The sequence below is a fragment of the Mesorhizobium sp. M0478 genome, assembly GCF_040321305.1.
In the GTDB taxonomy this organism is placed as follows: Bacteria; Pseudomonadota; Alphaproteobacteria; order Rhizobiales; family Rhizobiaceae; genus Mesorhizobium.
The window spans coordinates 92,861-106,010 of the sequence record NZ_JAMYRH010000010.1; the positions used below are offsets into that span (position 1 = coordinate 92,861).

A 13,150-nucleotide genomic window follows, 5' to 3' on the forward strand; every position below is an offset into this window, starting at 1 on the left:
AAAGCCAATTCTTTCTTGCACCGCCGGGGCAGTGGGATCAAACCCCGTCGCCCTACCGAAACAAAAAACATCTCAAGCAGTTAACAGGCAAATGTATGGCAAGGGCGTCGCGTTAGCGACGCATCTGCCGTTATTTGTGCGCCAGCAGCGCCTTCACCAGCTTTTCGTCGATTTCGCCGGTCGCCTGCATCTTGTTGTCGGTCTGGAAAGCCATGATTGCGGTCTTGGTCTTGCCGCCCATCACGCCATCGGCGCCGCCGGCATCGTAGCCGTTCTTGTTGAGGATGAGCTGGATGTTCTTGACCGCCTTCTTCATGTCGACGCTGGCGGTGGTCTGCGGCGTGCCTTCCTGCCAGGATTCAGGAATGTCGGCCGAGTTGGACGCCGGGTCGAGCGGCTTCGGCTTCCACAGTTCCGTGGCGGCGCGCGCCCGCTCCAGCTGTTCGGGGCGCAGCGCAGTGGCGACTTCGTCGCGCTTTGCAGCCGCATCCTTGTCGCCGGTCTTGGCGACGAGCGCGAACCATTTGTAGGATTCCTCCAGGCTCTGCTTCATGCCGACGCCCTTTGCCGCCAGGATGCCGAGATTGAACTGGCTGTCCTTGACGCCGACATCGGCCGCCGCCTGAAACCAGTGCGCGGCCGATTCATTGTCGGTCACGCCGTCGGCGGCCATGGCAAACAGAACGGCCAGATTGTGCATGGCGCTGGCATTACCCTGCGCGGCGGCGAGCTGGTAGAAGGTCTTTGCCTTCTTGACGTCGCGCGTGACGCCGATGCCCTTCTCGTAGAAATTGCCGATGCGGTATTCCGCCGGTGCGAAGCCGAGCTCGGCCGACCTTTCGTACCATTTGGCCGCTGCCGCCATGTCTTCCTTGACGCCGCGCGATTCAGCATAGCGCGAACCGAGCTCGAACAGCGCCTTGGCGTCACCGCCGGCAGCCGCGTCGCGCAAGGCTTGCGGGCCGGCATCGGCCGGAACGTCTATCTTGGCCACGACAGGTGCTACCGCGGCATCAGCCGGCGGAACGGCGCCGGTAGTATCCGAGGCCGTCGTATCCGAGGCCGAGGGCGCCATGACGGCGGCCGCAGGCTGCGCGTCGGCAGCCGCCGGTTCCGCAGTGGCGGTGGTCGGCAGCATTGCATTTGGCGCGGGGGCCGGATCGGCCAAAGCCATCGGCGCTGGCGCGGGCTCCACCGCCGGCACTTCGGGCCCAGCGACCGAGGCCGCATTCATTGGCGCATCGTTGCCAGCTGGCGGTTCCGTGGGCTCCGCCTGCCTGACGATCCGGGCCGGCACGTCCTGAACGGCCACCTGCTGTTCTGCCTTGGGTTGGCTGGCAGCGTTGACCGAGGCAGTCTCGACCGGCTGCGAGGCGACGATCGGCGCTGTATCGTTGCTTGCGACCTCGACCGGGTCGGCGAAGAAGGCCTTGCCCAACTGGAGGCCGGCAAGCGCCAGCATGATCGCGACCGCTCCCATCAGGATCGGCTTGCGCCGCGCCTTGAGCAGGTCGCCGATACGAAGCGCCTTGACCGGGCCCTTCATGGTAGACTGGCGTTTCAACGCGTCGGCCTCGGCGGCCGCGGCCTGCGCCGCGCGCCTGGCCGCGGCAATGAAGTCGGATTTCGACGCATCGCCGGAGTTTTGGCGCACCGGTGGGCCACGTTCGTCGCGCACGCGCTTCATGATGGCGTTGAGGTCGGGCGCGCCGGAGCCCGGCTCCAACGGCCGGTTGGCGAGCTTCGGATCGAGCGGCTCGTCGAGATCGACGCTCGGCAGGTCGACATTGGGCCCCGAGCCGGCAAGCGGCGGCATGTCAGCCGGCTTCTTGCCCCTGAAGGCGCGCGCAAATCCACCGAACAGCGACTTCTTGGCCGTGGCTTCGCCTTTCTCGGCAATCCTGTCGGAACCGAGCGCTGCCTGGGCAGCGGCCGCGGCAGCCTCGGCTGGCGAGCGCCGTACGGGTTCGCTGCCCATGACCGGGTCGCTACGCGTACCCGGGTCGGCGCGCATATCCGGCTCGCTGCGCATGATGGCGGCGGCGCGGCCGTCGAGATCGGCCATGTCTCCGGTCAGCGGCAGCGGCTGGTCGATATCCATCGACGGCGCGTCCTGCACCGAAATCTTGGAGGCGCGTGCAGCGCGGGCCCGCCGCGCCGGCTCGGCCTGGGCATCCAGAAGCTCGCTCACCGCCTCGGCCGGTTCGCTGGTCTCCAGCGAGCCCAGACGATCGACGATCTTGAGCAACGTGTCGTGGATAGCCTCGAATGTCCGTGAATTGCGCTCGTCCGAACGGCGCGTCAGCGCTTCCAGCGTCTTCAGATCCTGAGCAAGGCCGGTAACGGCCGCGGTGTTGGCGTTGGAATCTGCCAGCGAGCGCACGGCGCTCTCGGCTGCTTCGCGTGCCGCGCCCATGATGGATTCGCGGGTTCCGGCCAGCGACTTCTCGATTTCGTTGAGGCGCGGGCTGATGTCCTCGAATTCCGGCAGCGGCGTGCCGGGCTTCGACAGATGCGCCGATAGGCTGGAGACCTGCGCCTCAAGGCTGCGGATCAGTGCCGGATCGATGCCGGCGACCTGCGCGGCCGACGATTCCAGCCGGCTTGAAATGTCTTCGAGCCGGCTTTCCAGGCCGCGGATCGCCGCCTCGTTGGCAGGATCGGGAATGCGCGTCTCCATGCGTTGGGCGAGCGCGGTGAAGCGTGCGTCGATGGCGTCCATGATGCCGGCGCTGTCAGCCTGCGGCTGGCGCTGGTCCAGCCGGTCGGCAACCTCGTCCAGCCGCCGCTCGAGATCGCGAAACAGCATGTTGCCCTGTTCGATGGCATCGCCCTGCCGACGTTCCATCATGCCCGACAGCACGTCGAAGCGCTGTTCCAGACCCTGGAAGATATAGTCGGCGTCGGGCATGGCCGGGGCGCGGTCGATCTTGTCGGCGATCATCGCGATCTGCTTGCCGAGGCGCTCCATCGCCTGTTCCGGCAGATTGGCGCGGCCGGCAAGCTCGTCGACCCTGTTCGACAGCGTGCTGAGACGGTCGAGAACCTCGCCGCTCGGACGAACCTGCACGACTTCCTCGATCTGCTGCGCCAGCGAGGCGATCCGCTTCTCGATGCGTTCAAAAGGTTCGGGGTCGAAGGAATTGGCCTGTGCGGCGACGGTCGAGGCTACGATGGCGCGCGAAATCTCGTCGAGCCGTTCGTCGATCAGGCCAAGCGTGTCGCCGCCGCGGTTGCTCTGCTGGCTGACGAAATGATCGACGGCGCCGGCAAGCGTGCGGACCTTTTCTTCCATCGAGCGCAGCGACAGCGATTCCGGCAGATTGTGGACGGCATTGCTGATCTGTTCGAGCCGGTCGGTCAGGGCCGAAAATCCGGGGCCGTCGGCGCGGTTGCGCTGGTCGGCGTCGACACGGTCCTCGAACGCGCTCCAGCGGCGGTCGAAATCGTCCCAGCGGCGGTCGACCTTCAGCACGCTTTCCTCGCGCGCCAATGTGTCGAGCGCCGTCTTTACCTGCTCGAGCTCGAGCCGCAGCATGTTGACGCTTCGGTCGTCGCTCTTCTCGGCCAGCGTCTGGATGGCGCCGGACAGCCGCTCGAATTCGACGCCGAGTTCGGCGCTGCCCTTGCCGGGCAAGCCGCCTGCCTGACCACCCGATTGGTTGCTCGCCTGGAAGGCCCGTTCGATGTCCTTGCGCAACGCGGCGAATTCGCGCTGCAGGCCGGCCGTCATCTGATGGCGCAGTTCCTCGCGCAGGCCGCGCAATTCGCCGGCGATCTTGCCGACCACGGCGACGCTGTCTTCCTGGCCGCGCACGCGGTCGATGTCGCGCGCGATCGCCTGATAGTTCTGGTCGAAGCCGGCCGGCCCGGCGCCTTTCGGCCGCGGCGTGGGCTGCGGGTCCTCGTACCAGCGCGGCGGGGCGTAGGGCTGGGCGCTTGCGTAGCGCGGCTCTGCCGGCGGACGGCGCGGATCGAAGCGCTCGGCGGCGTCCTCGCGCTTGCGCTCCAGCCGCTGCTCCAGCGTTTCCAGCGAGCGGTTCAATTCATCAAGCGTGGTGTTCGGCCTGCGCGGCCTGCCGGCGTTGAGTGTATCGAGATAGGACCGCTTGCTGTTCATCGATGCGTCCGTTTTCAGAATGGCTGGCTTGCTGCCAGTTTCCCAAGTCCTTGTCGGGAACGAAGGCGGCCGCGCGGCACTGCTGCGGCGGAAGACGAGCTTCCCGGGCCAGGCCCGCTCTCCGAAAAACCGTGAAAAATTCGCTACAGGATAAACACGGGTGACCGACATCCGCACATTTCACCCATCGTGGTAAACAAGGTGTTAACCAAGCTTAAGAAGTTACGGCATTGCTGAAATACAGGCGGTGCCCGTTCGGACCCGGCGCCGGGGGTGCGGCATAAGGTTTCGCAATCCCAGAACGCCCTTGCGTCATGCGACGGCTATCGTTATAGAATTGACGTAAACGTAAGAGGGGCGCCGTTCGTGCCTTTTGCGATGAATTAGTTGAAACCACGACTGGAAGCATGCCCCCGCTTCCACTCAGGCGTTGCAAGGTCCGAGACCGCGATGCCACGACAGGGGAAAGCCAGTGACTATGAAACTTGTTTCGCCCGGCGAAGCCGCGGCCAACACCAACAATATGTCTGCCGAAGCCAGTGAGGAGCTCGTGCGCATCGGCGAGATGGCCAAGAAATACGGCGTGACGCTGCGCACGCTGCGTTTCTATGAAGACAAGGGCCTGCTCAATCCGAAACGCGATGGGGCAACGCGCCTCTACACGCGCCGCGACAAGGCGCGGCTGAAGCTGATCCTCCTCGGCCGCAAGGTCGGGTTCTCGCTGCGCGACGTCAAGCAGATGATGGATCTCTACGATCCCACGGGATCCAACACCAAGCAATTGCGGCTGGCTCTCGACAAGTCGGAGAAGCAGCTAGCCCGCCTGCAGAAGCAGCGCGCGCTGATCGACGACGCCATCAACGAGCTGAGCGGCTCGATGTCGGCCGTGCGCCAGATGCTGTCCGAGCGTTCGGCCCCGGCCAGCGCCGCCAGCTGATTTTGCTCCGCAGCTCCCGGCGAAAGCTTTGAACGGAAGAGCCGCGCGGCCGCCCGCGCGGCTCTTTTTGTTTGACCCCCCTCGCTTTGCGCAAAGCTATGCACCGCGCGTGCCGATAGGCTGGCACAGGTAAATTTTGTCCCGGCGACAAAATTGACGTTTACGCAAACGTCAATTTTTGCTATCTCGCTTTCGACATTGGCCGGCGTGCCGCCCCAACCTCATGTTCGGGGCCCGATCTCGCGGCCAAGACCCGCATGGTGGAGGAACACATGCCGATCTACACGGCGCCGGTCCAGGACACGCTGTTCGTGCTCAACGAGGTGCTGGGTTATCAGCGATATTCCAACCTTCCCGGATTTGCCGACGCGACGCCCGACGTTGTCGAGGCGATCCTCGCCGAAGGCGCCAAGCTCGCCGAAAACGTTATGCATCCTCTGAACCGCGTCGGTGACATGGAAGGCTGCGTGCGCCATGAGGACGGCTCGGTGACGACGCCGAAGGGCTTCAAGGAAGCCTACGACCAGTATCGCGAAGGCGGCTGGATGGGACTGGCGGCGCCCATCGAGTTCGGCGGCCAGGGGCTGCCCTATGCCGTGCACACCGCGGTTGCCGAATACATGGTTTCGGCCAACATGGCGCTGATGATGTATCCCGGCCTGACTCAAGGCGCTATCGCTGCTATCATCACACACGGCACCGACGAGCAGAAGGCGACATGGCTGCCGAAGCTGGTCGAGGGGTCCTGGACCGGTACCATGAACCTGACCGAGCCGCATTGCGGCACCGATCTCGGCCTGCTGCGCACCAAGGCGGTGCCGAACGGCAACGGCACCTACAAGGTATCCGGCCAGAAGATCTTCATCTCGGCCGGCGAGCACGACATGTCGGAAAACATCGTCCATCTCGTGTTGGCCCGCATCGAAGGCGCGCCGGCAGGCGTGAAGGGCATCTCGCTGTTCATCGTGCCAAAGCTGAAGCTCGATGCCTCGGGCAATCCGGGCGAGAAGAACACGCTCTCCTGCGGGTCGATCGAGGAGAAGATGGGCATCCACGGCAATTCGACTTGCGTCATGAATTATGACGAGGCCGAAGGCACGCTGCTCGGCGAGGCCAATGGCGGCCTGAAGGCGATGTTCACGATGATGAACGAAGCCCGGCTCGGCGTCGGCCTGCAGGGCCTGTCGCTGTCCGAGATCGCCTACCAAAACGCGGTCTCCTACGCCAAGGACCGGCTGCAGGGCCGCTCGCTGTCTGGCGCCAAGGCGCCGGACAGACAAGCCGATCCGATCATCGTGCATCCCGACATCCGCCGCTCGCTGATGACCATGAAGGCCTTCAACGAGGCCGGCCGCGCGCTGGCGCTGTGGACGGCGATCAAGTCCGACATCGCCCACCGCTCCGCCGACGACAAGGATCGCCAGGCGGCCGACGACTATACGGGCCTGCTGACGCCGGTGATCAAGGGCGTGCTCACCGACAAGGGCTTCGACCATGCCGTCATGGCGCAGCAGGTGTTCGGCGGCCACGGCTACATCGAAGAACACGGCATGAGCCAGTTCGTGCGCGATGCCCGCATTGCCATGATCTATGAAGGCGCCAACGGCATCCAGGCGCTCGACCTCGTCGGCCGCAAGCTTGGTCTGAATGGCGGCCGCGCCGTGCAGGCCTTCTTCAAGGACGTCGGCGAGTTCTGCGAGGAGAACCGTGCCGACGACAAGCTGGCGCCGTTCACCAAGGCGCTGAAGAAAGGCCTCAACGATCTGCAGGCGGCGACCATGTGGCTGGTGCAGAACGGCATGGCCAAGCCCGACAATGCCGGCGCCGCGTCGACCGATTACATGCATCTCTTTGGCCTTGTGGCGCTGGGCTACATGTGGGCGCAGATGGCCAAGGCCGCGCTCGGCAAGACCGGCGCCAACGGCTCGCAGTCTGTCCACGAAAATGGGGCTTTCTACGACAACAAGGTGGTGACGGCGCGCTTCTTCATGGAGCGGATCATGCCCGAGACGTCGGCACATCTGGCCCGCATTTCCAGTGGTGCGGACACGCTAATGGCGCTGCCTGCGGAAGCGTTCTAGAAATGGCTGGCGTCCCCCTCCCTTGAGGGGAGGGTGGCCCGAAGGGCCGGGAGGGGTCCTGCGTGCAGTGCGCCGGCTGGTTGGCGCTTTGGTAGGAGATGATCGCAATGCCCCAAACCCGCGTCAATTCCGAAGATAAGGTCGAGCACGTCATCGGCGACCCCACCCGACCGCTTCGCGGCCACCCTCCCCTCAAGGGGGAGGGGGACGTTGGCGCGGGAGAAACGGCATGACAAATCCATCAGAAGTGCTCTCTTTGCCGAAGCCAGCCTGGGCGGCGGACGAAGTCGGCATGCTCTACGACATGGCGCATCGCTTCATGTCGGAAGAGATCGCGCCGCGCTACGACGAGTTCGAGAAGAACGAGATGGTCGACCGCGAGAGCTGGCGCAAGGCAGGTTCCGCCGGCCTGCTCTGCGCCTCGATGCCGGAGGAATATGGCGGCTCCGGCGGCACCTTCGCGCATGAGAGCGCCATCATCGAGGCGATCGGCCATGTCGGCGTCGACGGTTTCGGCATCGGCCTGCACAATGCGATCGTTGCCCCTTACATCCTTCATTACGGCTCCGAGGAGCAGAAGAAGAAATGGCTGCCGAAGCTGGCAACCGGCGAACTGATCGGCGCCATCGCCATGACCGAGCCGGGCGCCGGCTCCGACCTACAAGGCGTCAAGACGCGCGCCGAGAAGGACGGCAACCAGTACAAGATCAACGGTTCGAAAACCTTCATCACCAATGGCCAACTGGCCAATTTCATCATCGTCGTCACCAAGACCGATCCGGCCAAAGGCGCCAAGGGCACCTCGCTGATCGTCGTCGAGGCCGACGAGGCCGAAGGCTTCGAACGCGGCCGCAACCTCGACAAGATCGGCCTGAAGGCCAACGACACGTCGGAGCTGTTCTTCAATGATCTGCGCGTGCCGACCTCGAACCTGCTTGGCCACGAAGAGGGACAGGGCTTCATCCAGCTGATGCAGCAATTGCCGCAGGAGCGCCTGCAGATCGGCACCGGCGCGATCGCAATGATCGAGCGCGCGCTTGCTCTGACCATCGACTACGTCAAGGACCGCAAGGCCTTCGGCAAAGCGATCATCGAGTTCCAGAACACCCAGTTCAAGCTCGCCGAACTGAAGACCGAGGCCACCATCGGCCGCGTCTTCTACAATGATTGCGTCACCCGCCACATCAATGGCGGGCTGGATCCGGTGACGGCGTCGATGGCGAAATACTGGCTCTCGGACCTGCAGGGAAAAGTCGTCGACGAATGCCTTCAATTGCATGGCGGCTATGGCTACATGAATGAATATCCGATCGCCCGCATGTTCCGCGACGCCCGCGTCCAGCGCATCTACGGCGGCACCAACGAGATCATGAAATTGCTGATCGGCCGCTCTCTCTGAGAGCGACGTCGGCAAAGCAAGGAGCAAGCAAATGGCTGAAGCTTATGTCTATGACGCCGTGCGCACACCGCGCGGCAAGGGCAAGAAGGATGGCTCGCTGCACGAGGTGCCGGCGGTGCGGCTTGCGGCCAGGACGCTTGAAGCGTTGCGCGACCGCAACGGCCTCGACACTGCAAACGTCGACGACATCATCTTCGGCTGCGTCGATCCGGTCGGCGAAGCCGGCTCCGTCATCCCGCGCGCCGCCGCCTTCGAGGCCGGCTACGACAACAAGGCGCCGGGCATGCAGATATCGCGCTTCTGCGCCTCGGGTCTCGACGCCATCAATTTCGGCGCCGCCAAGATCGCGCAAGGCGCCGACGAGATCGTCATTGCAGGCGGCGTGGAATCGATGTCGCGCGTCGGCATGGGCGCCTCGGGCGGCGCCTGGTTCATGGACCCGTCCGTCGGCCTACCCGGCTGGTTCGTGCCGCAAGGCATATCGGCCGATTTGATCGCCACCAAGTATGGTTTTTCGCGCGACGACGTCGATGCCTATGCGGTCGAGAGCCAGAAGCGTGCGGGCAAGGCCTGGGCCGATGGCCGTTTCAAGAACTCCGTCATACCGATCAAGGACCAGAACGGCCTCACCATCCTCGATCATGACGAGCATATGCGGCCGTCGACCGACATGCAGTCGCTGGCCTCGCTCAACCCGTCCTTCGTCATGCCTGGCGAAATGGGCGGCTTCGACGCGGTCGCCGTGCAGAAGCATCCGGAAGTCGAAGAGGTCAACCACGTCCACCATGCCGGCAACTCGTCCGGCATCGTCGATGGTGCGGCCGCCGTACTGCTCGGCTCGAAGAAGGCCGGCAAGACGATGGGCCTGAAGCCACGCGCCCGCATCCGCGCCTTTGCCAACATCGGCTCCGAGCCGGTGCTGATGCTTACCGGTCCGGTCGACGTCACCGAGAAGCTTCTGAAGCGCGCCAAGATGAAGCTGTCGGATATCGACCTGTTCGAGCTCAACGAGGCCTTCGCCTCAGTGGTGCTGCGCTACATGCAGGCATTCGAAATCCCGCACGACAAGATCAACGTCAATGGCGGCGCCATCGCCATGGGCCATCCGCTCGGCGCCACCGGCGCGATGATCCTGGGCACGGTGCTGGACGAGCTCGAGCGCCGCGATTTGAACACCGCTCTGGTGACGCTCTGCATCGGCGCCGGCATGGGCACCGCAACGATTATCGAACGCGTCTGATTTTCGGCCGGAAGGAGAGAGACATGACTTATACAAACTTCACGGTCGACACCGACGCAGACGGCATCGCGCTGGTCACCTGGAACATGCCGGACCGCTCGATGAACGTCTTCACCGAAGAGGTGATGAACGAGCTCGAGAAGATCATCGACCATGTGGTGGCCGACGCCGCCATCAAGGGCGCGGTGATCACCTCGGGAAAGGACAGCTTCTCCGGCGGCGCCGACCTGACCATGCTGCAGAAGATGCTGGCCGTATTTGCCAAGGAGAAGACCAAGGACCCGGAGAAGGCGGCACAGCTTTTGTTCGACAATGCCGGCCGCATGGGTGGCTTGTGGCGCAAGCTCGAAACGTCGGGCAAGCCTTGGGTCTCGGCGATCAACGGCACCTGCATGGGTGGCGCGTTCGAGCTGTCGCTGGCCTGTCATGGCCGCGTTGCCGCTGACTCCGAAAAGGTCAAGATGGCCTTGCCGGAAGTCAAGGTCGGCATCTTCCCCGGCGCCGGTGGCACCCAACGCGTGCCGCGCCTGACCGACCAGCAGCAGGCGTTGCAGATGCTGACCACCGGCCAGACGCTGTCGCCGCAGAAAGCCAAGGCGATGGGGCTGATCCACGAGATCGCCGAACCCGGCAAGCTGATCGAGACCGCCAAGGCGATGATCAGGAACGGCCTGAAAGCCGTCCAGCCCTGGGACGAGAAGGGCTTCAAGCTGCCTGGCGGCCAAATCTATACGCCGGCCGGCTTCAATCTGTGGCCGCCGGCCATCGCCATCCTGCGCCGCGAGACCTACGGCAATTATCCGGCCGCCGCGGCGATCCTGAAATGCGTCTATGAAGGCCTGCTGGTGCCGTTCGACACCGGTCTGCGGATCGAACAGCGCTATTTCACCGAAATCATGCAGTCGAAGGAAGCAGCAGCGATGATCCGCTCGCTGTTCGTCTCGCTGCAGGAGCTCAACAAGGGCGCCCGCCGCCCGGCCGGCGTGCCGGAGACCAAGTTCAAGAAGATCGGTATTCTCGGCGCCGGCTTCATGGGCGCCGGCATCGCCTTTGTCACCGCCAAGGCTGGCATCCCGGTCGTCCTGCTCGACCGCGACATGGCGTCGGCCGAAAAGGGCAAGACGCATTCCGACAGCCTGATCTCCGATCAGGTCAAGAAGGGCCGCGTCAAGCCCGAGGAGAAGGACAGACTTCTGTCGCTGATCACGCCGTCGGCCGACTATGCCGATCTCGCCGGCTGCGATCTGGTGGTCGAGGCGGTGTTCGAGGATTCGGCCGTCAAGAAGGCTGCCACCGAGCAGGCCGAAGCCGTGCTGAAATCGTCGGCGATCTTCGCCTCCAACACCTCGACCATCCCGATCACCGCACTGGCCAAGAATTCGGCGCGGCCGAAGAATTTCGTCGGCATCCACTTCTTCTCGCCGGTCGACAAGATGATGCTGGTCGAGATCATTTTGGGCAAGAAGACCGGCGACAAGGCGCTGGCCACCGCGATCGATTTCGTGCGCGCCATCAAGAAGACGCCGATCGTCGTCAACGACACGCGCGGCTTCTACGTCAACCGCTGCGTGCTGCGCTACATGTCGGAAGCCTACAAGATGCTGATCGAAGGCGTTCCGGCGCCGATGATCGAGAACGCCGCCAAGGCCGCCGGCATGCCGGTCGGCCCCCTGGCCCTGACCGACGAGACGGCGATCGACCTTGCCCAGAAGATCATGAAGCAGACCATCAGGGACCTCGGCGACAAGGCCGTCGACCCCAGGCAGATGGCGTTGATCAACACGCTGGTCGACACCCATGGCCGCTTCGGCCGCAAAAACGGCAAGGGTTTTTACGACTATCCCGCCAAGCCCGCCAGGAAGAAGCTGTGGCCGGGCCTGAAGGATCTCTATCCGCAGCTGGAGGCCGAGAAGGTCGATTATGAGGAACTGCAGCAGCGCCTGCTGGTCACCATTGCGCTGGAAGCGGCCCGGGTGATGGAGGAAGGCATCGTCACCGATCCGCGCGAGGCCGATCTCGGGTCGATCCTCGCCTTTGGTTTCGCGCCATTCACCGGCGGCGCGCTGTCCTATATTGACGGCATCGGCGCCAGGGAGTTCGTCAGAATAGCCAAAGGCCTGCAGAAGAAATACGGCGCCGAGTTCAAGGCGCCAAAGCTGCTGCTCGACCTGGCCGAGAAGGGCGAGACCTTCTACCAGCGCTTCGATCCCTATGCGAAAGGCGAGGTGAAGAAGGCCGCTTGAGCTAGCGCCCCATGTACGTCTGGGGGCGCCTTGCGCGCATGATGGCCACGGCAAGGCGCCGTGGCCTTATGCGGTCGGTAGCGAAAGCCGACTGGCTTTTCGCTGCCTGCCGACCGAGATCGACTTCAACCTCCATCTCAACAACGCCCGCTACATGATGCTCGCCGACCTCGCGCATGACCCCGAAAATCGGAATCGATTTTCGGGGTCATGCGCCAAATCAAAATGCTACAGCGTCCTTGGCGCGTCCAACAGTACGCTTGCCCGCTCCGTTCAACCGCGACCGCCGACCTAGGCCGAGCGGGGTTTCATGAGCTCCGACCAGGGATTGCGCAGCCTTGCCAAGGCAGTTTGAGGCATCCATGACGACTTCGCCGCACACAGCTTTTTAGGGGATCAGGCCGCGCGCCGGTGGACAATCGGATGACCGCGCGTTAGAAGGAAAAGGTATTTTTTCCTGTTTTGAGGAGAGCGAATTGCTCTCGCATGACCGAGTTTGGGCAGCCATCGACGCTCTCGCTGAGCGCTATTCGTTGTCGGCCTCCGGCCTGGCCCGGCGAGCCGGTCTGGACTCCACCGCTTTCAACAAATCGAAGCGGCTGTCCTCGGATGGACGGCCGCGCTGGCCGTCGACCGAATCGCTGGCGAAGATCATCGAGGCGACCGGCGCCTCGCTCGACGAATTCACCGGGCTGGTCGAAGGCCGTGCCAAGGCCGCTTCGGGCTCGGTAGCCGCGCAGCGTTCGGCGGTGCCGCTGCTCGGCTTTGCCCAGGCCGGCGCCGGCGGCTTCTTCGATGATGCCGGCTATCCCTCAGGCCAGGGCTGGGACCTTGTCGAGCTTCCGGCACGGGCGACCGAAACCTCTTATGCGTTGAAGGTGCAGGGCGATTCCATGCTGCCGCTGTACCGCAATGGCGATGTGCTGATCGTCGAGCCGGGCGCCGCTACCCGCAAGGGCGACCGCGTCGTCGTCAAGACCAATGCCGGCGAAGTCATGGCCAAGGTGCTCGACCGCCAGACGACGAAATCGATCGTGCTGATTTCGCTCAACCCCGACCACCCGGACCGCGACATCGCGATGCGCGATGTCGAATGGGTGGCGCGGATCGTCTGGGCAAGCCAGTAGGTC

At 64.0% G+C, this 13,150-nt stretch carries 7 protein-coding genes and 1 pseudogene; 7 read left to right on the plus strand and 1 reads right to left on the minus strand.

What is annotated here, in order from left to right; genetic code table 11:
- Positions 1–130: 130 nt before the first annotated feature.
- Positions 131–4,120, minus strand: a complete 3,990-nt coding sequence (locus tag NKI64_RS22615) for a peptidoglycan-binding protein (RefSeq protein ID WP_352670069.1) — start codon at positions 4,118–4,120, stop codon at positions 131–133.
- 478 nt (positions 4,121–4,598) lie between these two features.
- On the opposite strand from NKI64_RS22615, the gene NKI64_RS22620 reads away from it, so the two are divergent.
- From NKI64_RS22620 to NKI64_RS22645, 7 genes and pseudogenes are all read left to right on the plus strand, one after another.
- The gene (locus NKI64_RS22620) at positions 4,599–5,057 is read left to right on the plus strand and encodes a MerR family transcriptional regulator (protein WP_023669610.1); all 459 of its coding nucleotides are present in this window, start codon (positions 4,599–4,601) and stop codon (positions 5,055–5,057) included.
- A 272-nt stretch (positions 5,058–5,329) separates the two neighbouring features.
- Positions 5,330–7,138, plus strand: coding sequence for an acyl-CoA dehydrogenase (locus NKI64_RS22625; RefSeq protein ID WP_352670072.1), 1,809 nt, complete (start codon positions 5,330–5,332; stop codon positions 7,136–7,138).
- Between the two features lie 229 nt (positions 7,139–7,367).
- Entirely contained in the window at positions 7,368–8,537 is a 1,170-nt protein-coding gene (locus tag NKI64_RS22630; RefSeq protein ID WP_023751947.1) for an acyl-CoA dehydrogenase family protein, read from the plus strand.
- 31 nt (positions 8,538–8,568) lie between these two features.
- Complete coding sequence (locus tag NKI64_RS22635) at positions 8,569–9,777, plus strand: acetyl-CoA C-acetyltransferase (protein ID WP_023669613.1); 1,209 nt, start codon at positions 8,569–8,571, stop codon at positions 9,775–9,777.
- 23 nt (positions 9,778–9,800) lie between these two features.
- Positions 9,801–12,020: a 3-hydroxyacyl-CoA dehydrogenase NAD-binding domain-containing protein gene (locus tag NKI64_RS22640; RefSeq protein WP_023681960.1), complete on the plus strand. Its 2,220-nt coding sequence runs from the start codon at positions 9,801–9,803 to the stop codon at positions 12,018–12,020.
- A gap of 11 nt (positions 12,021–12,031) precedes the next feature.
- A pseudogene (locus NKI64_RS32150) lies at positions 12,032–12,192 on the plus strand (thioesterase family protein); the annotation flags it as partial.
- A 304-nt stretch (positions 12,193–12,496) separates the two neighbouring features.
- On the plus strand, positions 12,497–13,147 hold the full coding sequence (locus tag NKI64_RS22645; RefSeq protein WP_023681959.1) for a S24 family peptidase: 651 nt from the start codon (positions 12,497–12,499) through the stop codon (positions 13,145–13,147).
- The last annotated feature ends 3 nt before the right edge of the window (positions 13,148–13,150 follow it).

Bases quoted from the DNA above. Each gene is read 5' to 3' on its own strand.
- NKI64_RS22615 (WP_352670069.1), bottom strand. From the start codon at position 4,120: ATGAACAGCAAGCGGTCCTATCTCGATACACTCAACGCCGGCAGGCCG.
- NKI64_RS22620 (WP_023669610.1), top strand. From the start codon at position 4,599: ATGAAACTTGTTTCGCCCGGCGAAGCCGCGGCCAACACCAACAATATG.
- NKI64_RS22625 (WP_352670072.1), top strand. From the start codon at position 5,330: ATGCCGATCTACACGGCGCCGGTCCAGGACACGCTGTTCGTGCTCAAC.
- NKI64_RS22630 (WP_023751947.1), top strand. From the start codon at position 7,368: ATGACAAATCCATCAGAAGTGCTCTCTTTGCCGAAGCCAGCCTGGGCG.
- NKI64_RS22635 (WP_023669613.1), top strand. From the start codon at position 8,569: ATGGCTGAAGCTTATGTCTATGACGCCGTGCGCACACCGCGCGGCAAG.
- NKI64_RS22640 (WP_023681960.1), top strand. From the start codon at position 9,801: ATGACTTATACAAACTTCACGGTCGACACCGACGCAGACGGCATCGCG.